Origin of the sequence: Aminipila butyrica (assembly GCF_010669305.1) — a bacterium.
GTDB classification, from domain to species: Bacteria; Bacillota; Clostridia; order Peptostreptococcales; family Anaerovoracaceae; genus Aminipila; species Aminipila butyrica.
On record NZ_CP048649.1, the window covers coordinates 239,844 to 261,789 of the forward strand.

Consider the following 21,946-nt stretch of genomic DNA (forward strand, 5'->3'; position numbering starts at 1 on the left):
TATTTGCTAAGATAATTTGAAAAAAGGCTGCCAAATCTGGCAGCCTTTTGTATCTAGAAAACTACGCTTAAAAGCGTGGTTGGGTTTTTATACGGGCATGAGCAGCAGCGCAGCCTGTGATGATATCAACAACTGCCCTATCTGCTATGTGCTCTTAGAAGCACTTTATTTAGCCAATTTTTCATCATAAAACGAATCTTTTGGGGCGGAGGACTAGCCTGAAAAGCAACATGGGAATATTTCTGCATAAAATACAGCTGACTATCAAGAGGTACCCGGTTGTTTTGATGCGGAATATACATGCCATCACTTTTCATAATTCTCGCTTTCACGTTATCCAATAAGATGGCATCCATCGCATGATTAATCTGCCACTTGACTTCCCGGTCCAGCACGGGACAGGCTACCTCGATTCGTCGTTCTGTGTTGCGTGTCATTAAGTCTGCTGAGGGATATGTAAAGCTTTTGATCGTCTCCATGTCCAAAACTATAAACTCTGGAATGCTCTAAAAACCTTCCGACAACACTGATGACCGTAATATTTTCCGTCAAGCCGGGAATACCGGGGAGTATACAACAAATACCTCTGACAAGCAGCTTGATTTGAACACCCGCGCGAGAGGCCTCTACTAATTTATTGATAAAATCTAGATCTGTCAGAGAGTTGATTTTTATGACGATGCGACCTTCGCCGCCTTTTTGTATCTCCTTCTCTATCAATGCCAGCAGCGGTGCTTTCAGTTGAGAGGGGGATACAAACAAACGGTTATAGCTTCCATCAATATTGCCAATGAACAGGTGCTTAAAAAACTCAACCGCATCTTGACCAATGGCTGTATCGGCGGTGAGAAGTGAAAAATCTGTATATAACTCAGCGGTTGTCTCATTGTAATTGCCTGTTCCGATTTGGGTAATATAATTTACTGTATTTTTTTCTTTATAGGTGATAAGACAGACCTTGGAATGGATTTTATACTCAGGGAGTCCGTATAACACGCGGCATCCGGCGTTTTCCAACTTTTCTGACCAGTCAATGTTATTGTGTTCATCAAAGCGTGCCCGGAGCTCCATGACAATCGTTACTTCTTTGCCATTTTCTGCGGCAGTGCATAAATAATCCACCAGCCGGGAATTTCTGGCCAAGCGGTAAATGGTGATTTTAATTGATATAACTTTGGGATCAGCCGCGGCCTCTTTCAACATTTGGAGGAAACTTCCCATGCTTTCAAAGGGATAAAACAATAGTAAGTCCTTTTCTTTTACCTGAGATAAAATGCTCTTAGAATTGTCAATATTTTGGGAGGGGGCCGGAGTAAAAGGCGCATAACTAAGCTGCCGTAGCTGATTGGAAGACAACTTTGCAAAGAGGGAAAACACATGATCTACCTTTATATCTGCAAGGGTGATATATACCTGCTCAGGAGTTATGCTCAGTTTATCACAAAAATAATCGGAAAGCTTAGTGCTTAAGTCGTAATGAGCTTCTAACCGTATAGTGCTTAATTTCTTTCTTTTATGGAGTAAGGTCACCATGCGGGCTTTAAAGTCTTCTTCCAGTTCAAAAATTTCATCTTCGAAGCGAATATCCGCATTTCTTGTAACGCAAATACAGTTTTTTTCTAAAATTTGATCTTTCTTAAACACCTTATCTGAAAAGTGGTAAAGAATTTTTTCTGTTTTGATAAACCGCACGTCGTTCCCTGGCAGGAAAATAAGTTCAGGCAGCATCTGCGGCATGGGTAGAATTCCCGCCAGTTCTTGTCCTTTGCGCTTTAGTAGCACCGCGATAAATAAGGATTTGTTTGGCATAAAGGGAAACGGGTGATGAACGTCCACGATCTGCGGGGAAAGAATTGGATTAATGTTGGTCTTAAAATAATTTTCAAGGTAAACTTGTTCATTTTTAGTCAGTTCGTGATATTCCAGGGAATAAATATCATAATTCTTTAACTCGGAAAGAACCTCTCGGTAGGCGTCAGCCCGCTTTTCATAGAGAGGTTTTACCATTTGATAAACCTTTTCTAGCTGTTCGTTTGCTGTCATACCAGATTTGTTATCTTGGTATGAGTCATCCATTAAAGACAAATCAAAAAGGCTGCCAACACGAATCATAAAAAATTCATCTAAATTACTAGTAAATATAGAGATAAACTTTAGTCGTTCCAACAAAGGAACTGTTTTATCACAAGCTTCATCTAAAACCCGTTCATTAAATCGAAGCCAGGAAAGTTCGCGGTTTTGGGTATAGGATTGCAACGGTTTATATTCTGACATGGTTATCCTCCTCTGAGAACAATTTAGTGAAAAGATAGCCTTCTCGGATGCCATAGGAAGAAACATAGATAATCTTTGTGTCAAATTTTTTGCATATTTCATGGAGAATTAAAATGCCAGGGAAAATGGTATGAATTCTTTCTGGTGTGCTTTCCAACATCTTCTGAATCACAATTCGGGCATTGCCAGAAAACCCTAAGATAATTTCTTGTAATGATTTGAGCTTAATTTTATTGCAGTCGGAAGGTAAATCAAACAGTTGATTGTTCAGCTTGCAAGCAGCTCTCAAGGTGCCTCCTACCCCATACAACAAAGGAGCTGCTTGAATGCCGGATATGGTTTCTAGTTCTTTGTTTATCCGCTTGCATATCTTTTGGACCTCTTTTTGTGAGGGAAGAACACCTTTTACATATTTTTTATGTAAGTTAAGAGAGCCAATTGGGATAGATACCGATTTTTCAATTACACCATCTTGATACACCACAAATTCGGTGCTTCCACCGCCGATATCAATTAAAAGCCCTGTATTTAACTGAGTCTGTAAAGAAACGCCAAAAAAATCATAAATGCCCTCCTGTTCCCCAGAGACAAGATCAATAGCAAGTCCCGTTTTTTGAGAAATTTGAGCAACGGCACTTTCAGAATTTGTGATGTTGCGAAGGGATGCGGTAGCAAACACAAATAATTGGGCGAGGGGAAGATTGTCCGCAAAGATTTTAAAATCCTTTAAAACAGATATCGCTTTATGGATTCCTTTGGTAGATAAGGCACCTTCCTTATCCACATAGGAGGCCAAACTGGCGGCACTCTTTTTATTAAAAAGCAATTTGATTTCTTTGTTCTCCACCTCATAGACCGCCAGCCTGATGGTATTGGAGCCAATATCGATTACACCATACATTTTTAATACACCTACCTATATCTTTATTTAGCCTGTCCTTGTATTGTAATCTATTTGTCGATTTTTGCTATCACAATAGGGTAAAGGATATGTAAAATTTAAACAAATAAACAGCGCACAGATTTTGTAAGTCTGTGCGCTGCTTATTCTGTTTGTTCAGAACATAAGGAGATGCTTTATCGGGCGGGTACATATTTGCACGCCTTCTATTTTTTAGCCAGAAAGGCCTGAACGAGATGAGGGTTAAATTGAGTTCCTGCATGTTTCAGCAGTTCCTTGTGTGCATGATCACGGGAGTGACGATTTCGATATACCCTGTTGCTGGTCATCGCATCATAAGCATCACAAATAGAAGTGATGCTTGCAATAAGCGGGATTTCATCTTGTTTCATGCCATAAGGATAACCGTTTCCATCCCACCATTCATGATGGTACATGGCGGCATCCCTCGCTAATTGTATTAAGTGCTCAGGTATGCCAACAATGATTCCGCGATTTAACTGCACAAAAAGTTTTTGTGCAAATACGGGATGATTCCGCATAATCAATGTTTCTGTTTCGGTCAGCTTGTCCGGCTTCGTCAATATTTCGTGTGGAATCCAGGCCTTGCCAATGTCATGATAAAACGCGGCCGCCCCAAAATATTTACAATTCTTACAAGGGTCCTTTATAACACCATGGGCGAGAAGTTCCTGCGTGAAATGTTCTACTAATATTCCCACTCGCAGCATATGATGCGTTTCCTCTGTCGGAAGTAATTTAAGGATCTCTGCAATAGGCCTGGTGACACCTAAAGTTTTCTCCATATTTCACCTTCATTTTTTTACTGCATTATATCTGATCTTCTTGTACATATTTTGCTATTGATTTAAGTTAGAATCAAATTCACTTTGCAATTTAAAGTGAGATACTAAAGCATTGAGCATTTCTGCCTGTGCAGATAATTCTTCACTAGCAGCTGCACTTTCTTCTGCGGTGGCGGAGTTGGTCTGTATTACACTGGATATCTGATTAACGTTTGTATTTATTTGTTCGATATAATTGGCCTGATATTCGGAAGACTCTGCTATTTCATCGACCAGTGAGGCTACCCCTTCAGCTTTTAGCGCAATTTGATTTAGATACGTTTCCACTTCAGCTACCATGACATCTCCATTTTTTATGGTTTCTATAGCAGATTGAATTAGCCCCGAGGTGTCTTTTGCTGCCGATGCACTTTTATTGGCCAGATTGCGTACTTCATCGGCAACTACCGCAAAGCCCTTGCCGGCAGAACCAGCACGTGCAGCTTCCACGGCGGCGTTAAGTGCTAGAATATTTGTTTGAAAGGCAATATCTTCAATAGTTTTAATTATTTTCTCGATTTTACCTGATGAATTAGCGATTTCATCCATTGCGGAGACTAACTTTTTCATTTGTTCATCGCCTTGACGGATTTCTGAGATGGTTTCTTTCATATCATTTCTGGCCTGCTGGGAATGATTCGCGTTGCCTTGCACCTTTTCTGAGACTTCAGCAACGGATACCGCCAATTCCTCCGCAGAGCCGGCCTGTTCGGTAGCTCCCTGTGCAAGCTCTTGAGCGCCGGAAGACATTTGCTCGGAGCCTACTGCGACCTGCTGTGAAGAGGTACTAATCTGTGAAAGGGTGGTATTTAGCGATGTAATAATTTTTTCCATGGATTGCTTGATTGGAGCAAAATCGTTTTGATAATTTATGTCGATAGAGACAGTCAGGTCCCCATCCGATATGCGCTGCAAAACCCGCTCAATATCGTAGATGTAGCTGCTCAATTTTTTAATCAATATATGAATACTATTTGCTAGAGAGCCAAGTTCATCTTTAGAGCTATAATTGACATCTGCGTTTAACTTTCCATCAGCCAGCAATTTGGCAGCAGCCTCAATTTCTCGTATAGGGCGTGTGATGCTGCGAATGATATATACACATAAAATTGCAGCAATGGCCATGGAAACCAGAAAATATAGAATGACGGCCAGGGTTACTCTTAATTCGGTGGATTTCGCGTGGCTGTAGTAATCATCGCCGACAGTCTTGGTGGTGTTACTAATTGCAATGGCAAGATCACGAACTTCATCAGCCAAAGGTGCATACTGGGAGTTGTAAATTGCCAGCGCTTTATTCGAGTCTCCTTGCTGGATATACTGTAAAAATTCTTGCCGTGCCGCTTTCAACGATCCCTGCTTGGCAAGAATTTCATCGGCTTTTTTAATATTTTCGTCGAGGGTGAGGTTTTGCTTCAAAAAGGTGATGTCGGTATTGAAATCATTGGCCGCTTGCTCTATTTCATTTTGGTACTCTGTGAGGTCGGCGGAATTTTCGGCAGTAGCTAACTTAAGCAGACCCTTTTCAATGACCTGCGTCGATCTGCGTAGGTCCATGGCGGTATAAATTACTTCGTGGGGACCACTGTAAAAGCCCGAAAAGGAATTGCCAACGATTCTCATGCCAAAAAATAGAGCAATAAACAATGCTCCGACATACAGCACCAGCACAAGTCCAAACGTCAATGACAGCTTCTTTCCTATAGATAAGTTCTTCATGTCTTTCCTCCTAAACAGGTTATAGATTGGCAAAGGTAGCTTTAATAAGTAAGTATCGGGGAATAAGATGAATAGAAAAAGATGAGAGGGGAAGGATAGAATAAAAAGTACAGATTTTCACAACGCAGTTTATTCTAAACCCTGTTAATTTATCAGAAAAGGTCCTTATATCAATCAGCTTCTATGCATTTACGACGGAGTTATTGACGGCGAATATCGTTGGTTCGGTATGTGTAATATACATGGTATTCAGCTTTTCAATTGCTTTCTTTTTTTGCTCAAACATGGAATGCGCATAAATATTAAGGGTAATAGACACATTGGAATGTCCTAAAATTTCACTAAGGGTTTTAATATCTACTCCAAGCTCTAGGGCTCTGGTGGCAAAGGTATGGCGAATGGCGTGAAACTTGCGGCTTTTTACACCGGATTGTTTTAAAAGGGTCTGGAATAGGTTTTGATATTTTCTAGGGTCAAGAGGCCGTTCTGTATCTGATAAGATAAAGAAATTATCGTTAAAAGAGTTCCTTTTAAGCTTTTTTACTAATTCAATCCAAAAACCAGGTAATGGAATCTTTCGGTTTGAATGGGCACTTTTCGGGGTGCCAATATAAAGGGTTGTTTTCCCTCCTGTTTGATTAAAGTTTTTTACACGGGATACGGTTCGCGCAACTACCATGGTTCCAGCTTCGAAATCAATATCTGCCCATTTTAGTCCGCAAACCTCACCAAGACGGATTCCGGTATAGAAACACAGAAGAACACCCAACAACTTCATGTCATTTGAGCCAACAATGGCCATTTCGATTAATTTTTGCTCCCTGACAGAAAGCACTAATACATCTGTGCCAGAGAGCCTAGGCATAAAGATTGCATTTAATACGGTGTTATATTCACTAGTATCCTTCAGCAGCTCTCGTAGGGCGGTTTTATAAATAGTTAATATTTTTCTCTTATAAGAGCGGGAAAGTCCTTGATAATTATTGATTCGGCTTGAAAAATCCATAGCAGTCTGAACGGAAAGCTGCTCATTTCCTTCTTCTTGGTAAAAGGGGATGACATATTTGGTGACACATCGGTAATAGCTTTCATAGGTCGATGGCTTCACTCGAATCGTGAGGTTGCCATTGAGCCACGCAGCAAATGCCGTTGCGGCATTCAAACTGGTGTGTGAGGCTGCCAGCGTAGGTCTGTTGATTGATTCTTGAAGTAGTTTTTTCTTTTCTTTCACCTCCTTGTAAGTCCTGGAATAAACATACTGGTATTTCCCTCCAGAACCCAATACACGGCCTTCCCAGCGGCCATCTTTACGTTTATAGATATTTTCTCCGCGTCTTGGCATAAACAGATGCTCCTTTCAAAGAATAAAATGACCGTCTTTTTGACGGCTAATAAATAAACTATAGCAAAACAACTTGCTTATCTCAACCAATCTGATCGCACTAGGGAGCTATTTCACCTTAAAAAGCCATTTTTACCGCTAGAAGAACGATTTATGGCGGATAAAAGGACTATTGACTGTACATAAAAAGTCGAATATAATTAAAATTGATTGAATTATGTGGAAAAAGAGAAGCCGCGGTTTAGAATAAACCGCGGTCTTTTCTATCTTTATGAAATGAACTTTTATAAACGGGATCTATGTCTTGTACAGAGAAGATAACGTCCCCAATCTTTTGAGGCAAGGCTGTTTTTGTAATGTTTGAAATCTGAAACGCTTTATGATATAATTAACAGGTTATAATAGTAGGGAGAATGGGATGTATACATTAATTATATTTTCAGTACTGATTTTTTTACCTCTGCCGCTAATGGCGTCGGCAGCTAGAAAGACCAATGATGGCTATCGTGCCATATTTCAAGGGGTCTTGGGTGTGGCCGGGGCTATGTTGTTGTTGTTTTTGGTAGCATCTCTGGGAGGCCATCCGGTGGGACAGGCCATATCTTCGGATTTACAGTCTTTTTCGGAGGCAGCAGCTAAAAACAGTCAGGTTGTAGAAATGATGGGGATGGAGGGCCTTTCTTTTGGAGAACGGGTCAGTGGCATTACCAGACTATACACCTATGCTATCAATGCCTTGCCAGCTGTAGTCCTGATTTGGGCTACTATTATTGCCTATTTTGAATATATTGTAATCAGCAGAATAAGCGCCAAAGCGTCTTATCCCCTTCCTGTCTTGGGAAAGCTGAAGGATTTCAGCATGCCCAAAAAGGCCATGTGGGGATGGATTCTCATATACCTGCTGACTTTTATAGTCTCTCTGCTGGGGTTTGCAAGCAGCAACGTGCTGCAAATCAATATACAGATCTTATTTCAGTTTGCCTTTCAGATACAGGGCTTAGCTGTAGTCTTTTATTTTTGCGATTCCAGAGGCTGGCCGAGAGGTCTGGCCGTGGTCTTGAGTTTATTTTTCCTGCCTACGTCCATCGGTCAAATGTTGTTGTGTTTGGTGGGTTTTTTCGACTTAGGGTTCAATGTAAGAAAGTTCATAGTAAAAAGACATTAACATAGCGTGTTTTGATTAGTGAAAAGAGGAAATAAAATGGATGAAAAAAGACCTGAAAACCGTAATACAGAAAAGCGGATTGAAAAGATTCTTTCTGCCTATGTGCCTCTGCCCATGTGTATCATCAACACCCAAGGAAAGGTGACTCGGGCCAGTGACCGGATTGATGAAGTGTTTAAGTACAACGGAATCCAAGGCGCAGATATTTTTGCCCTTACTGGCATCAAGCACGGAGATTTTTTTGCTGAAGATGTCAACGAAAAATTCCTGACTCTTTCCAGAAATGAGAAGATTTTTCGTATTCAAGTGTGCTATATCGGAAGAGATGACCAAAAAAAGGCCATTATCTACTTCTACGATATCACCAACTACGAGAATCTGAAAGTACTGTACCACGGAGAGCATGTCTGTATGGCAACTATCAATGTAGACAATTATGACGAGTTGACCTCCAGCACTTCGGAAGAAAAACGCCTTGCCTTGAGTACCGACATCGACAAAGCGGTGCGCCAGTGGGCAGCCAGAGGAAATGCCTCTATTATTCGCTATAAGGAAAACATGTATTTCATGGTCTTTGAAAACTCCTATCTGGACAAGATTGTTGAAAATAAGTTTGCCATTCTGGATGATATTCGGGAAATTGAGACGGAAGCAGATTTCCCTGTAACCCTGAGCATCGGCATTGGGGCCGGCGGAAAGCATCCGGGCCAGACCGACCAGTTCGCAGCGGCGGCGCTAGACTTGGCCTTGGGCCGTGGTGGAGATCAGGCTGTGGTCAAGCGGGGCTCGAAGATTGAATATTTCGGGGGCAAGATGCAGACTGTAGAAAAAGGCAACAAGGGAAAATCTCGGATTATTGCCCACGCCATAAAACAGCTGGTAGATCAGTCCTCCCGAGTGCTCATCATGGGACACCGAAACCCGGATATGGATTCTTTCGGTTCGGCATTAGGTATATATCGGATCGTGGCTAATCGAAACAAAGACGCCTACATTGTTATCAACAACTACTTTGAAACCTTGGCGGAAATTTATAATCAGGCCCAGGAAAGTGAGATTTATAACTTTATCAACAGCGAAAAGGCTATCGCTATGACCGACAAGGACACGCTGCTGATTGTTTTAGATACCCATAGGCCCAGCCTGACAGAATGTCGGGAACTGCTGGATCTGACGGAAAAAATTGTGGTCATTGACCACCACCGCAAAGCGGAGGAATACATCGAAAATGCTACCCTGTACTACATGGAGCCTTACGCCTCTTCTACTTCAGAACTGGTGACGGAAATCCTCCAGTATTCCGGGGACAAAAAGAACATCGCCAAGCTGGAGGTAGAGGGGTTGTTGGCAGGTATCTCCATGGATACCAACCGCTTCGCTGTAAAAACCGGTGTGCGGACCTTTGAGGCCGCCTCCTGGTTACGCCGTTCCGGCGCGGATACCACCGCGGTCAAACGGTTTTTCCAGACGGACGCAGAAGCCTTTAAGATTAAAGCCAATTGCATTGCTCAGGCTGAAATTCAGCCAAACGGTCTGGCCTATTCCGTAAGCCATGGGCACCATCCAGATATTCAGGTCATTAATTCACAGGCGGCAGATGAACTGCTGACCGTGAAAAATGTGCGAGCCAGTTTTGTTGCAGGCAAAGATGAGCAGGGGGTCACCGTCATCAGCGCCAGATCCCTGGGCGAGATGAATATGCAGACCATCATGGAGAAGCTGGGAGGCGGCGGACATTTGACCACCGCAGGGGCCCAGGTAAGTTGTACACCGGAAGAGGCTTTGGAGAAGATAAAAGAAATCATAGAAGCCATGGACAGCAAGCCGATGAAAAACAAGGAGGATAAATAAGATGATTGTTATATTATTAAAAGATGTAAAAGGTTCCGGAAAAGCCGGAGATGTAATAAAGGTAAGTGATGGTTATGCCCGAAATATGTTGATTCCGAAGGGTCTGGCCAAAGAAGGTACCGAAGGAAATGTGCGGAGTTTGGAAAAGCAGAAAGCCATAGCGGCAGAAAAGAAGGCCGAGGAAAAGGCAGCTGCGCAGAAGCTGGCAGATAAGCTGAAAGAATTGACGGTTTCTATCGTGACTAAAGGCGGAGAAGGCGGCAGATTGTTTGGCTCTATCACCTCGAAAGACATTGCGGAGGCCCTGAATAAGCAGCACAAGATTAATATTGATAAAAAGAAATTAGTGTTAGAGAATCCCATCAAAACCACTGGACAGTTTGCTGTAGAGGTAAAGCTGTATCCAGAGGTGACAGGCACGGTGAATGTGCACGTTTCGGTTTAAGATTAGGAGATTTTCATGGTAGAGAGAATACCTCCTCATAACGATGATGCCGAAAAGTCCGTGCTGGGTGCAGCTATGCTGGACAAGGATGCTCTTTTTGACATCATCGAGGCGGTAAAGCCTGAGGATTTTTATAGCGAGATACATAGAGAGATTTTCCATGCGGTCATGGAACTGTGCCGGAAGAGTGCGCCAGTAGATGCGCTCACCGTGGCAGAGGAACTGAAACGACGAAAAGCATTAGAGCTGGTAGGGGGACGAGCTTATGTGCTATCTTTAGCCAGCAGTGTTCCTTCGACAGCCAATGCGGTGCAGTACGCTAAGATTGTGGCAGAAAAGGCGGTGCTTCGCAGCCTGATTAAGACCGCCAGTGATATTGTGGAAGAAAGCTATCAGGAAAAGATGGGCCCAGAGACGGTTCTGGATCATGCGGAAAGAGGGATCTTTGAGATTGCCCAGAAACGGCAGAACAAAGATTATACAGCGTTGCAGGACGTACTGTTGTCTAACATGGAGATGATCGATGAGATTTCTCGGATGGAAGGCAATATCACAGGCGTGCCTACGGGATTTACTGACCTGGATGCCAAGACAGCAGGGTTCCAGCGATCTAACTTGATTATTTTAGCTGCCCGGCCTGCTATGGGAAAGACAGCGTTTGCCTTAAACGTAGCGCTACAAGCTGCTATTAAGGGAAAGGCGACTGTACTGGTATTTAGCTTGGAGATGGGCAAAGAAGAGCTGGGTCAGCGGCTTTTGTCTATGGAGTCTCGGATTGAGATGCAGAAACTAAAGACGGGTCAGCTGGAACGAAAAGACTGGGAGGACATCAACCTGGGGCTGGATGCACTATCCAAGGCCAATATTTTTATCGACGACACGCCAGGTATTTCCATTATGGAAATGAAAAACAAATGTCGGCGGTTAAAGGCGGAGAAGGGTCTGGATATGATTGTTGTGGACTACCTCCAGCTGATGAATTATGAAGGAAGAAACGAAAGCAGGCAACAGGAAATTTCTGCGCTGTCAAGGTACTTGAAGCTTCTTGCGCGGGAAATGGACTGTCCTGTTATTTTGCTTTCTCAGCTTTCTCGAGCGCCGGAGCAGCGGACCGACCATCGTCCGATTCTTTCGGACTTGAGAGAATCCGGCTCTATTGAACAAGATGCCGACATCGTTCTGTTTTTATATCGAGATGATTATTACAATCCAGAAACCGATAAGCCCGGCGTCTGTGAAGTGATTATCGCCAAGCAGCGAAGCGGACCGACGGGAACGGTAGAGCTGACCTGGCTGGGCAAATATACAAGATTTGTGGACAAGAGCAATATTCGCTAAAGGAATCCGCTAAAGAAAAAGGAAATGGGAAAGACGACATGCAGAATATTTTTATAAAAAAGAAGGCGGGGGAGCTCTACCTGCTGGACACCAGCGTGGACAACGTCTTCATCAGTGAATATATGGCCGGAGCACCGGCAGATTTCGTAAAGGTCTATCTGTTTGCACTGATGTATGCAGAGGCCGGCCATTACATGGACAACGAGACTATTGCTAAGCAGCTGGCCATGGCTGACGAGGATATCCTCAAAGCTTGGTCCTATTGGGAAGCGATGGGCGTTATTGAAAAACATTTTGAAAATCCGAAAGATCGGTTTAATTATCAGGTAGAATTCCTTAATTTAAAGGAACTGTTATATGGAAAACAACCCTCAAAAGAAAAAGAGAAAAAAGAACGGCCAGATATGGCAGACCAGTTGGTTAACGTGGATATAAAGGCAATGTATAGCGCTATCGAAAAGATTACAGGACGTCTGCTAGGAGGCCAAGAGCCGGTGGCTATCCTATCTTGGATGGAGGAATACGGTGCTTCGCCAGAGATGATTACCTATGCGTACTCTTACTGTAAAGAGACTAGGAAAAAAGACGCTCATAATTATGTAGGCACGGTAGTCAAAGAATGGGCAGGGAAGAACCTGCGGACCAAAGAGGAAATTGAAGCGCACCTGCAAGAGGTGGACAATCGGCACTACCTATACAAGCGGGTAATGAAAGCCTTAGGGTTTAACCGAAATGCCACAGAGCAGGAGAAGCATTTGATGGATAGTTGGTTTGGAGACATGGATTACAAACTGGATAAGGTACTGGAGGCCTGTGGCAAGACCAGCGGTATCTCCAATCCAAACATCAACTATGTAAATAAAATACTTAAAAACTGGAAAGAGGAGAGCGGCGGCGGAGCATCCGGCGGCAAAACCCTGCAAAAATCAGACGGCAGCAAGGCGGCTATCAACGCCAGCACGGTATTCCGCTACTACGACATGATCCGGGAAAAAGCGGAAGCAGAAGTGACCACCAGACGGCAGCAGGTATATGAGCAGCTGCCAGAAATTCGACAAATTGATGAAGAGGTAAGAGAATTGGGATTGCGCCTTTCCAGAGTTATGGTCTCCGGGGCGGATAACGCCAAGGAGCAGCTGGAACGGTTCCGAGTGAAGATAGACGCTTTAGGTGAAGAAAAGGCCTTTAAGCTGACAGAAAACAATTTCCCTGTAGACTATATGGAAATCCGCTATAAATGCGGACAGTGTAAGGATACGGGAACAAATGATATGGGGGAACGTTGCAGCTGTTTTAATGAGCGGTTGAACGAAGCAGAAATATGGCAAAATTCTTCAAAGAAGATGTAAATAAATCAAAGAAAAAGAAACGCAGCGGAAAAAATAAACCCGGAGCATTGATTGCAGATTTGAACGATTTGGGCGGCGAGCACCAGGAGGGTTTTTTGAAGGGATTTCCTAAAACTCCAGCGGAGATTGCGGAAGAGGAAGAAGCCGCCAGGATTCAAGCGGAAGCAGAGGTTCGGGCTGCCCAAGAAAGCGCGAAGCGTCAGGAAGAGGAAAATCGCCGGGCCTTGTGGGAAGCAGAGCATCAAAAAGAGCAGAAGCAACGGAAGCCGGAATTTGCTCCCCAGCAGTCCTCGGAGATGCATCAGCCCTCGGAGCTTCCCAGTGGGGAGGTAAAGACGACTCAAGAGAAGCTGGAAACGAAAGGCTGGACTTTTCTGAACGGATTGCTGGAAGGGGCAGCCGGGGTTGAACGGAGCATTGGCCGATTTTTCTTGGCTTTTGTAGGGGCTTTTCAGCAGCTGGGGCGCTGCCTTCGTCAAGAAGTGGCGGATTCTTTTCATGCAGCAACAGACAGTGCAAAAGCGATAAAAGGTATGATTGGCAGAAGGATTCAAGCCTACTATAGAAACAATCCAGATAAACGGCAGCAGAGGCAGCGGAAAAACCGGCGGCATATGCGTCGATTCATTCAGTTGAGAAATACGTTGATGGCCAAGGAAAAGGCCGCATCTATGCGAATGGCAGGCTTCATCAATCGCATGGACAGAAAGAATGAGAAGCTGGCAGACAAGACTAACGTAGTCATGGCCAAGGGAAATCGAAAGTTTAACTTCCTGCGGGAATGGGCGGAGATTAACAAGCGGAAGCTACTATTGCATTTTGCTGTGCTCATCGTCATCGCACTGTGCGGAGTAGAAGTCTTTAGTTATTTTACCGCCTATGAATACGCCTATAACGGTCGGACACTGGGTACTGTCAAGAAACAGGAAGATGTGCTGAAAATCGTGGATATTGTCAGCGAGCAGCTGTCAAAGGAACACAATGCGGAAATTTATATCGACAAGGATTTGGACATTACTTTTAATCGGGTGACCTCCTTCCATCAAGATATTGATGACACAGAAGAAGTTCTGAAACGGCTGACCTACATGAAGAATATGAATGCTAAAGCTTATGCTATCTATGTAAATGATCTGCGGGTAGCCATTGTAGACAGCCGTAAAACGGCTAAGACTCTGTTAAATACCATTAAATCTACATACATGGTGAACAGCGGAGGCGTAGAGTATGAAACCGTAGGCTTTAAAGAGAAGATACAGCTCAAGCAGATTGATACGAAGCTGGGTCGGATTCAAAATGCTGATGTGGTTATGCAGAAGCTGATGACGGGAGCTGTCTCTAAACAGGTCCATACCGTAGTGCCAGGCGATACCCTGACGGGGATTGCCGCCGCCTACGGGATGGCCACCTCTGAATTGAAGGAGGCTAACCCAAACATCAATCCGGAAAAGCTGAACATTGGGCAAGAGATTATTCTGACCAAGCCAGCACCAATGGTCACTATCAAGACCGTAGAGGTAGCCACTTATCCGGAGGCTATCGCCTTTGAGACAGAATACAAGGATACCGATACTATGTATAAGGGGGAAAACAGTACCGAAGTTTCTGGTGTGGTTGGCACCCGCTCGGTGACCGCTCGAATCACCAGAGAAAATGGGGTTCAGACAGCAGCTACCATCCTTTCCTCGGAAGTTCTCTCTAATCCGACTACGGAAGTTGTTCTGCGGGGTACCAAGGTACGGCCATCTACGGTGGGAACGGGTAACTTGCGCTATCCGGTTTCCAGCTATCGGCTGAGTTCCAAATTTGGGCCACGGTGGGGGCGGATGCACTATGGCATCGACCTAGCTTGTCCAGTGGGGACGAAGGTCAGTGCGGCTGACGGAGGTACGGTCACGTACTCTGGTTACAGCGGGTCTTATGGCTATGTAGTGAAGATTAACCACGGCAACGGAATGCTCACCTTGTATGCACATTGCAGCAAGCTGCTGGTTAAAAAGGGTGATAAAGTGTATCAGGGCCAGCAGATTGCCTTATCAGGCAACACCGGCAGAAGCACTGGGCCGCACTGCCACTTCCAGGTGGAGATTAATGGCACACCGAAAAATCCACTGAACTATCTGTAGGAGGAAAGCTGAAATGAAGCAGACAAGCGTTATCGTCATCGGTATCGCAGGAGGCACAGGCAGCGGAAAGAGTACCCTGATTCAAAAGATTCAGGAGGAATTCTGCGACAATGTCACGGTGATTTCCCACGATTCCTATTACAAGGCCAGAAGTGACCGCTCTTTTGAGCAACGTGCCCAGCTAAACTACGATCATCCTGACGCTTTTGACACAGACCTGATGATTCAGCACATCAAGCAGCTGAAAAGCTGGGAAGACGCTTGGTGTCCGGTATACGATTTTACCATTTATGACCGGACGGCGGAACAGGTGCGGCTGAAGCCGACAAAGGTTATCGTGTCAGAGGGGATCCTTATCTTTGAAAACCGGGAGCTGCTGGATTTGTTGGATATCAAGGTTTTTGTGGATACAGACGCAGATGTGCGGATTATTCGCCGTATTCTCCGAGATGTAAAAGAGCGCGGACGGACGTTGGATTCCGTGGTAAATCAATATTTAACTACCGTAAAGCCCATGCACGAGCAGTTTGTAGAGCCCAGCAAGAAATACGCGGATATTATTATTCCTGAGGGCGGGTTTAACATGGTAGCCTTGCAGATGCTGAATCAGCGTATACATGCTTTGCTAGACGAAGAATAGAACAGACGAAAACTGCCCAAAGGGCCTAAACGGGTTGACAAAAAGGGCATAATAGAATAAATTAACAGTAAGAGCATTTACAGAAAACCTCAAACAGAGGGAAAAGCAAATGCAGACAAGCCCTGGTTTCTTTTTAAGAAAGACGGGGAGAAACGCAAGGAGGATAAGAACTTGGACAACAATGCACTATTTAAAATTGGATATGGTCTTTATGTTTTAACTGCTCGAGAGGGTGAGAAGGATAACGGTTGTATTGTCAATACAGTTATGCAGGTGACCAGCTCTCCGCTGGTTCTGGCCGTAGGTGTCAACAAGCAGAACTACACCCACGATATGATTATGCGGACAAAAGAGTTCAACGTATCGGTACTGGATGTAAATTCTAAGTTTTCTGTTTTTCAGAATTTTGGGTTTCAGTCCGGCAGAAATGCGGACAAGTTTGCAGACTTTAAATCAGTAGAGAGAACAGAAAATGGTATTTTATATATTAAAGAAAACACAAATGCCTATCTTTCAGGGAAGGTTTTAGAAGCTATCGATTTTGGTACTCACACGCTGTTTAAGGCAGAAGTAGCAGATGCGGAATGTTTCTCCAATGCGGAGACTCTGACGTACAGCTATTACCAGCAGCACGTTAAACCGGCAGCTAAACCGGTGGAAAAGTCGGGCTGGAGATGTAAGATTTGCGGATATGTATATGAAGGTGATCCGCTTCCAGAAGACTTCATCTGTCCGATTTGCAAGCACGGTGCGGTTGATTTTGAAAAGATATAACGGTAAAATTTCAAAAGAAAAGGAGAGAAAGACGATGGAATTAAAAGGATCAAAAACAGAGAAAAACTTGATGGCAGCTTTTTCAGGAGAATCAGAGGCCCGAAATAAGTATTCTTACTTCGCATCAAAGGCAAAGAAGGAAGGGTATGAGCAGATCGCCGCGATTTTCACTCAGACAGCCGACAATGAGAAAGAGCACGCAAAGCTTTGGTTTAAGGCTTTAGGCGCATTAAATGATACAAAGCAGAACCTGCTGTCCGCAGCAGAAGGGGAAAATTACGAGTGGACAGAAATGTACCAAGCTTTTGCCAAGGATGCAGATGAGGAAGGCTTTACCGCCCTGGCTGCACAGTTCAGAGCCGTAGCAGAAGTGGAGAAGCATCATGAAGAGCGGTATAGAGCACTATTGAGCAACGTAGAAAACAACGCAGTCTTTGAAAAGGCTGAAGAAAAGGTTTGGGAATGCCGGAACTGCGGGCATCTGCATGTAGGCAAGGAAGCTCCTGGTGTCTGTCCGGTTTGTAACCATCCACAGAGCTACTTTGAAGTGCGGAAGATTAACTACTAATTTTTAATACAAATGGCACTGGAGGATTACTCGTCTGGTGCCATTTTTCTGTTTCCGATAGCTAAGTGCTCGGTTCCAGACCAATTGTGCTATTTTAATTTTGAGGGGGATAATGGGGTGCTGAAAAAATATATAAATTTGAAAACAATTAGATTTATAATTTTTGTAACTTTTTTAATTATGCTGATAGGCGTACTAGGGTACAATGCTTGGATTTCCAATCAATTAATTGGTAATCATCATATTACGGCAGAAGAAATGCATGACCTTGAGTTCTGGAGGCACACCGCTAAACTTTTCCAGAACGCAGCACTTATATTTTTGGCCTTATATTATTTAGGTCTCAGGAAAGGGAAAGAAGGGTGGCTGACATCGATGCTGGATGGTACGAAGCAAGAAGGAATGATTAAATAAGAATTTTGCTGCCAGGGCCAAAGCCACTGGTGGAAGGAGCCAACCATGGAACTAAAACAATTGGAATACCTAGTTACTGCCGCAGAAGCGGGCAGCTTCAGCAGTGCTTCGGAGATTTTATACACGACCCCTTCCAATGTGAGTAAGGTCGTAAAAAAGCTGGAAAAAAGATTACAAATGACCCTCTTTACTAGGCGGGGGACAGGTGTGTGTCTAACTGCGGAGGGCGAGAAAGTCTATCGACACGCCTTAGAGATTATCAAGCGCATGGATCATATTGAAAGTGTCAACCGAGAGAAACGGTCACAATTTTTGTCGGTGTCCATGAATCCCAGCAACTATCTGTCTACCAGCTTTGCAGAGTTTTGTCAGCGGCAGGACCATAATATTATTTCCTTTCGGCTGCTGGAGGGCAGTGTGAACCAGGTTATCGGGGACGTGGAAAAAGACTTGTCAGAAATCGGGTTTATTTATGTGGCCGAAAAGCAAAAAATTGTCTTTGAGCATATCCTGAGGAGAAAGAAGCTGGAGTTTGTTCAGTTGCGGGAGGCAGAACTGTCCCTCGAGGTAGGAAAACAAAATCCCTTAGCGAAGGAAGAAATCATTACAGCCCAGCAGATTCAGGGGCTGCAATTTGTCAAACAGTATGAGGACTCTTATTCTAAGTTTCATCATCTGCAAAACACCATTCAGAATTTAGGTATTGTGAAGAATTTAGAACACGCGGTGACTACCAATAGTGATTATGCGTTGATTCGGCTGTTGGAAAACACGGACCGGGCTTATTTGACTTATCGGCTGAACGAGTCCTTGGAAGAAGCCTTTTCCATCAAGAGCATTCCAGTGACCTGTGCAGACGGCAAGATTTATCTGGGCTATGTAAAAAGAGAAAAAGAAGGCTTATCCTCTTTGGCAAAAGATTTTTTAGAACAGGTTTTTGTTGAAATGTGACGAAATGGAACGGAAAGGTGTGCCAAAGTGGATATGACACCTTATAGCAACTATGATAGAATAAACCATATAATTGAACAATAGAATAAAAAGCAAAGATGCAAGTTCCGCGAAGGAATAATAGAGAAATTGGTGAGAATCCAATACGAACCCGTCACTGTAATAGGGAGCTTTTTACAAGGGCCACTGGGAAACTGGGAAGGCGTAAAAGGTGATGAACTTAAGTCAGGAGAACTGCTTGTATGTAGTTGTGCAATTTTTTACGGCTGTTGAAAAGTGCTCAGAAGAGAGAAACATCCATTATATTATATTGGAATTTTTTGGCGACCGTATGATGCGGTCGCCTTTTTTCGTGGGCTGGCAGCAAGAAAAAGTTCGGTTAAAGCCCCATAGGGACTACGGCATGAGGTCTTTAAGACGGGAGAAAGATGAGGATGGATCATGAAACGAATAAGACTGAAAGATGAACTAAAAAATAAAAACACTAAAATCCAAGGTCTGTTGACTGTAGGCAGAGAAGACGTGTTGCTGCCAGTTACAGTAATCTGCGGAAAGGAAGAAGGTAAAACCGTTTTGGTGACCGGAGGTATTCACAATGCGGAATATGTAGGTATCCAAGCGGCCATTACCCTAGCAGAGGCCCTGGTGCCCGCGGAGATAACGGGCAGGATCGTCATTCTGCCGCTGGTGAATACCACAGGCTTTGAGCACCGAACCATGAGTTTGGTCTACGAGGATGGAAAAAACCTCAACCGAGAATTTCCAGGGAACCCTGATGGGACCTTGGCGCAGCAAATCTGTTACTTTATAGAAAAAGAAGTCTTTTCTGAGATTGATTATTACATAGACCTGCATTGTGGTGATGGGTTCGAAGCCCTAGCACCTTATGTGTATTGCCAGGGGAAGGCCAGTGAAGAAGTGTGCCGCATGTCGGAACAGATGGCCCGCCAGGTGCAAGTGCCTTATATCGTTCAGTCCCAGAGTGGCACGGGAGGCGCTTATAATTACGCTGGTGCCTTGGGCATCCCAGGTATCTTGCTGGAGCGGGGAAACATGGCTTGCTGGTCTCCGGAAGAGGTCGAAGCAGATGTGCAGGATGTGAAGCGGATTCTTCGGCTGCTGGAGGTTTTGCCAGAGGCGCAGGAAGCTTCGGAAACAGTGAAAAAGAATACTTCTCCAAAAGTGCTTATTACAGAGGCTATCTATCAGGGAGCAGAAAAGGCTGGTTGCTGGTATCCTCGGTTTAAGCCAGGACAAACAGCAGAAAAAGGTGAAATCCTGGGAGAAATTCGAGACTATTTTGGACAGGTACTGGAAGTCCATCGGGCAAGTGAGACCTGCGTTATTTTGTATCAGATTGGCAGCTTAACCGTTCAGAAGCAAGAGACGGTCATTGCCTACGGGAAAATCTGCGAGGAGCAGCTGGAACTGTTGACTAAGGCCCAGGAGGAAGATAGGTGAGCGGGAAACAGCTGAGGAACCGACTGGTAGAAATGCTCATCGTTCTAGCAGGCATCAGCTTTATCTCCTTCGGTCTTACTTATCTGGCTCCCGGAGATCCGGTGCGAAGCATGTTTGCAGCTACTGGCAGTATGCCTAGCTTGGAGGTCCTGGAAAAAACAAGAGAAGCGATGGGGTTGAATCAGCCGTTTTTAGTCCAATATTGGAATTGGCTAAGAGGCTGTCTCAGCGGAGATTTCGGCACATCTTATTCCATGAACAGGCCGGTGGCTGAGCTTCTGCTGAACCGGTTAGGGCCGACATTGCAGCTGGCTTTTGTTTCTCTGGCTATGATGGTGGCTGTAGCGGTACCTTTCGGCATGCTGGCGGCAGTGAAGCAGAATAAAATTACAGACTATCTAATCCGAAGCTGTACTTTTTTTGGCATCTCCATACCAAACTTCTGGGTTGGGCTGGTGCTGCTATATGTAGTAGCGGTAAAACTGAGATTGCTGTCGGTGGTATCTGCCGGGGGCGGTGCTGAGCGATTAATTCTGCCAGCAGTGACGTTGGCTTTCGCTATGGCGGCTAAGTATACCAGACAGGTGAGAGCCGCGGTGCTGGAAGAATTGAATCAGGATTACGTCATCGGCGCTCGAGCCAGAGGGCTGAAGGAGCATACGGTCTTATGGAAGCATGTGTTTCCCAATGCCCTGCTGCCGCTGGTTACTTTGTTGGGGCTGTCTCTGGGTTCCTTACTGGGCGGAACGGCAGTGGTGGAAGTGATTTTTTCTTATCAGGGACTGGGAAACTTAGCGGTTTCTGCTATCAAGGCTTATGACTACCCCTTGATTCAGGCCTACGTTTTATGGACGGCCTTGATATACATGGTGATTAACATATTAGTAGATATTTCTTATTCGTATTTGGACCCCAGGATTCGCAAGAGGAGCAGCATATGAGGAGAGCAGCGGTATTTATAAAAGAGCATAAGCAATTTTCCTTTCTGGCCTTCTTGGCATTGCTGCTCATCCTCATGGCGATACTTGCCCAGTACATAGCGCCTTTTAGTCCTTATGAATCCAATCTGACCAATGCTTTTAAGCCGCCCAACGAGGTAAATTGGCTGGGAACGGACAAGCTGGGTCGAGATATGTTGTCCCGTATCATCTACGGGCTAAGGGTCTCTTTGACGGCCTCTCTGGTGCTGGTGGTGGTCGTATTTGTTATCGGAACCATATTAGGTACGGTGGCGGGTTTTTACGGAGGAATTTTGGATGGAATCATTATGCGGATTTCCGATATGATGATTTCTTTTCCGGGTATGGTTTTGGCTATTGCGGTGGCAGGAATAGCCGGGGCCAGCGTCACCAACGCTATGGTCGCCTTAGCAGCAGTCAGCTGGACCAAGTATGCCAGGCTGGCTCGAAGTTTAGCTTTAAAGATTCGCCACAAGGACTATATTTATGCAGCTCAGCTGATGGGCACCAGAAATCTGGATATTTTGCGGCAGCACCTGATTCCAAATGCATTGCCAACGCTGATTGTCACCGGGGCGGCAGATATGGGAACGATGATTTTAGAACTGGCGGGACTATCCTTTCTGGGGTTTGGAGCACAGCCTCCTTTGGCAGAATGGGGTCTTATGCTCAACGAAGGACGGGCGTACATGTTTGATTGTCCGTGGCTGATGATTTTTCCCGGCATAGCGATTTGTGCTGTAGTGGTCGTGTTTAATTTATTGGGAGACTGTCTGCGGGATATCTTAGACCCAAGGCAGCTATAACGTTTTAATAAAATAGGA

Annotated in this window: 21 protein-coding genes and 1 riboswitch; of the genes, 15 read left to right on the forward strand and 6 right to left on the reverse strand. The window is 44.5% G+C overall.

Translation table 11 applies throughout. The features are described 5' to 3' along the window. Window positions 1-137 precede the first annotated feature (137 nt). The 6 genes from Ami103574_RS15760 to Ami103574_RS01130 form a co-directional block, all read right to left on the reverse strand. Window positions 138-437, reverse strand: a complete 300-nt coding sequence (locus tag Ami103574_RS15760; protein WP_246213175.1) for a hypothetical protein — start codon at window positions 435-437, stop codon at window positions 138-140. Then, complete coding sequence (gene ppk1, locus Ami103574_RS01110) at window positions 364-2,274, reverse strand: polyphosphate kinase 1 (protein ID WP_246213176.1); 1,911 nt, start codon at window positions 2,272-2,274, stop codon at window positions 364-366. Before ppk1 ends, Ami103574_RS15760 begins: the two co-directional genes overlap by 74 nt. Then, window positions 2,261-3,175 carry a Ppx/GppA phosphatase family protein gene (locus Ami103574_RS01115; protein ID WP_163064911.1) on the reverse strand — a complete coding sequence of 305 codons (915 nt, stop codon included), beginning with the start codon at window positions 3,173-3,175 and terminating at the stop codon, window positions 2,261-2,263. The genes ppk1 and Ami103574_RS01115 overlap by 14 nt, the downstream gene beginning before the upstream one ends. Before the next feature lie 206 nt (window positions 3,176-3,381). Next, on the reverse strand, window positions 3,382-3,981 hold the full coding sequence (locus Ami103574_RS01120; protein WP_163064912.1) for an HD-GYP domain-containing protein: 600 nt from the start codon (window positions 3,979-3,981) through the stop codon (window positions 3,382-3,384). Between the two features lie 54 nt (window positions 3,982-4,035). Next, complete coding sequence (locus tag Ami103574_RS01125; RefSeq protein WP_163064913.1) at window positions 4,036-5,739, reverse strand: methyl-accepting chemotaxis protein; 1,704 nt, start codon at window positions 5,737-5,739, stop codon at window positions 4,036-4,038. 181 nt (window positions 5,740-5,920) lie between these two features. Beyond that, window positions 5,921-6,970, reverse strand: coding sequence for a tyrosine-type recombinase/integrase (locus tag Ami103574_RS01130; RefSeq protein WP_330587145.1), 1,050 nt, complete (start codon window positions 6,968-6,970; stop codon window positions 5,921-5,923). A 529-nt stretch (window positions 6,971-7,499) separates the two neighbouring features. Between Ami103574_RS01130 and Ami103574_RS01135 the strand changes: the two genes are divergently transcribed. The 15 genes from Ami103574_RS01135 (at window position 7,500) to nikC (ending at window position 21,928) form a co-directional block, all read left to right on the forward strand. Then, on the forward strand, window positions 7,500-8,246 hold the full coding sequence (locus Ami103574_RS01135; protein ID WP_163064915.1) for a DUF2232 domain-containing protein: 747 nt from the start codon (window positions 7,500-7,502) through the stop codon (window positions 8,244-8,246). 36 nt (window positions 8,247-8,282) lie between these two features. Next, window positions 8,283-10,097, forward strand: a complete 1,815-nt coding sequence (locus Ami103574_RS01140; protein WP_163064916.1) for a DHH family phosphoesterase — start codon at window positions 8,283-8,285, stop codon at window positions 10,095-10,097. Between the two features lies 1 nt (window position 10,098). Next, window positions 10,099-10,542, forward strand: a complete 444-nt coding sequence (gene rplI / locus Ami103574_RS01145) for a 50S ribosomal protein L9 (protein ID WP_163064917.1) — start codon at window positions 10,099-10,101, stop codon at window positions 10,540-10,542. Between the two features lie 15 nt (window positions 10,543-10,557). Then, the gene (gene dnaB, locus Ami103574_RS01150) at window positions 10,558-11,880 is read left to right on the forward strand and encodes a replicative DNA helicase (protein WP_163064918.1); all 1,323 of its coding nucleotides are present in this window, start codon (window positions 10,558-10,560) and stop codon (window positions 11,878-11,880) included. 38 nt (window positions 11,881-11,918) lie between these two features. Further along, entirely contained in the window at window positions 11,919-13,229 is a 1,311-nt protein-coding gene (locus Ami103574_RS01155) for a DnaD domain protein (protein ID WP_163064919.1), read from the forward strand. Next, a complete protein-coding gene (locus Ami103574_RS15920; RefSeq protein ID WP_163064920.1) occupies window positions 13,202-15,355 on the forward strand; it encodes a peptidoglycan DD-metalloendopeptidase family protein in 2,154 nt (717 codons plus the stop codon). Before Ami103574_RS01155 ends, Ami103574_RS15920 begins: the two co-directional genes overlap by 28 nt. Before the next feature lie 13 nt (window positions 15,356-15,368). After that, window positions 15,369-15,995, forward strand: a complete 627-nt coding sequence (gene udk, locus Ami103574_RS01165) for a uridine kinase (protein WP_163064921.1) — start codon at window positions 15,369-15,371, stop codon at window positions 15,993-15,995. A 171-nt stretch (window positions 15,996-16,166) separates the two neighbouring features. Beyond that, the gene (locus tag Ami103574_RS01170) at window positions 16,167-16,769 is read left to right on the forward strand and encodes a flavin reductase (RefSeq protein WP_163064922.1); all 603 of its coding nucleotides are present in this window, start codon (window positions 16,167-16,169) and stop codon (window positions 16,767-16,769) included. Window positions 16,770-16,803: 34 nt separating this feature from the next. Beyond that, entirely contained in the window at window positions 16,804-17,337 is a 534-nt protein-coding gene (gene rbr / locus Ami103574_RS01175) for a rubrerythrin (RefSeq protein WP_163064923.1), read from the forward strand. A gap of 117 nt (window positions 17,338-17,454) precedes the next feature. Continuing rightward, complete coding sequence (locus Ami103574_RS01180) at window positions 17,455-17,751, forward strand: hypothetical protein (RefSeq protein WP_163064924.1); 297 nt, start codon at window positions 17,455-17,457, stop codon at window positions 17,749-17,751. A gap of 45 nt (window positions 17,752-17,796) precedes the next feature. Then, window positions 17,797-18,702, forward strand: a complete 906-nt coding sequence (locus Ami103574_RS01185; RefSeq protein ID WP_163064925.1) for a LysR family transcriptional regulator — start codon at window positions 17,797-17,799, stop codon at window positions 18,700-18,702. Window positions 18,703-18,787: 85 nt separating this feature from the next. Continuing rightward, window positions 18,788-18,958, forward strand: a riboswitch (cobalamin riboswitch). After that, a complete protein-coding gene (locus Ami103574_RS01190; protein ID WP_456298134.1) occupies window positions 18,914-19,147 on the forward strand; it encodes a hypothetical protein in 234 nt (77 codons plus the stop codon). It overlaps the preceding riboswitch by 45 nt. Next, on the forward strand, window positions 19,144-20,163 hold the full coding sequence (locus tag Ami103574_RS01195; RefSeq protein WP_163064927.1) for a M14 family metallopeptidase: 1,020 nt from the start codon (window positions 19,144-19,146) through the stop codon (window positions 20,161-20,163). The genes Ami103574_RS01190 and Ami103574_RS01195 overlap by 4 nt, the downstream gene beginning before the upstream one ends. Next, complete coding sequence (gene nikB, locus Ami103574_RS01200; protein ID WP_246213177.1) at window positions 20,160-21,104, forward strand: nickel ABC transporter permease; 945 nt, start codon at window positions 20,160-20,162, stop codon at window positions 21,102-21,104. Before Ami103574_RS01195 ends, nikB begins: the two co-directional genes overlap by 4 nt. Continuing rightward, window positions 21,101-21,928: a nickel transporter permease gene (gene nikC, locus Ami103574_RS01205; protein WP_163064928.1), complete on the forward strand. Its 828-nt coding sequence runs from the start codon at window positions 21,101-21,103 to the stop codon at window positions 21,926-21,928. The genes nikB and nikC overlap by 4 nt, the downstream gene beginning before the upstream one ends. Window positions 21,929-21,946 lie beyond the last annotated feature (18 nt).

What these genes read in the sequence shown, in the direction of transcription:
- Ami103574_RS15760 (WP_246213175.1), bottom strand. Translation starts at nt 437, where the DNA reads ATGACACGCAACACAGAACGACGAATCGAGGTAGCCTGTCCCGTGCTG.
- ppk1 (WP_246213176.1), bottom strand. Translation starts at nt 2,274, where the DNA reads ATGTCAGAATATAAACCGTTGCAATCCTATACCCAAAACCGCGAACTT.
- Ami103574_RS01115 (WP_163064911.1), bottom strand. Translation starts at nt 3,175, where the DNA reads ATGTATGGTGTAATCGATATTGGCTCCAATACCATCAGGCTGGCGGTC.
- Ami103574_RS01120 (WP_163064912.1), bottom strand. Translation starts at nt 3,981, where the DNA reads ATGGAGAAAACTTTAGGTGTCACCAGGCCTATTGCAGAGATCCTTAAA.
- Ami103574_RS01125 (WP_163064913.1), bottom strand. Translation starts at nt 5,739, where the DNA reads ATGAAGAACTTATCTATAGGAAAGAAGCTGTCATTGACGTTTGGACTT.
- Ami103574_RS01135 (WP_163064915.1), top strand. Translation starts at nt 7,500, where the DNA reads ATGTATACATTAATTATATTTTCAGTACTGATTTTTTTACCTCTGCCG.
- Ami103574_RS01140 (WP_163064916.1), top strand. Translation starts at nt 8,283, where the DNA reads ATGGATGAAAAAAGACCTGAAAACCGTAATACAGAAAAGCGGATTGAA.
- rplI (WP_163064917.1), top strand. Translation starts at nt 10,099, where the DNA reads ATGATTGTTATATTATTAAAAGATGTAAAAGGTTCCGGAAAAGCCGGA.
- dnaB (WP_163064918.1), top strand. Translation starts at nt 10,558, where the DNA reads ATGGTAGAGAGAATACCTCCTCATAACGATGATGCCGAAAAGTCCGTG.
- Ami103574_RS01155 (WP_163064919.1), top strand. Translation starts at nt 11,919, where the DNA reads ATGCAGAATATTTTTATAAAAAAGAAGGCGGGGGAGCTCTACCTGCTG.
- Ami103574_RS15920 (WP_163064920.1), top strand. Translation starts at nt 13,202, where the DNA reads ATGGCAAAATTCTTCAAAGAAGATGTAAATAAATCAAAGAAAAAGAAA.
- udk (WP_163064921.1), top strand. Translation starts at nt 15,369, where the DNA reads ATGAAGCAGACAAGCGTTATCGTCATCGGTATCGCAGGAGGCACAGGC.
- rbr (WP_163064923.1), top strand. Translation starts at nt 16,804, where the DNA reads ATGGAATTAAAAGGATCAAAAACAGAGAAAAACTTGATGGCAGCTTTT.
- Ami103574_RS01185 (WP_163064925.1), top strand. Translation starts at nt 17,797, where the DNA reads ATGGAACTAAAACAATTGGAATACCTAGTTACTGCCGCAGAAGCGGGC.
- Ami103574_RS01195 (WP_163064927.1), top strand. Translation starts at nt 19,144, where the DNA reads ATGAAACGAATAAGACTGAAAGATGAACTAAAAAATAAAAACACTAAA.
- nikC (WP_163064928.1), top strand. Translation starts at nt 21,101, where the DNA reads ATGAGGAGAGCAGCGGTATTTATAAAAGAGCATAAGCAATTTTCCTTT.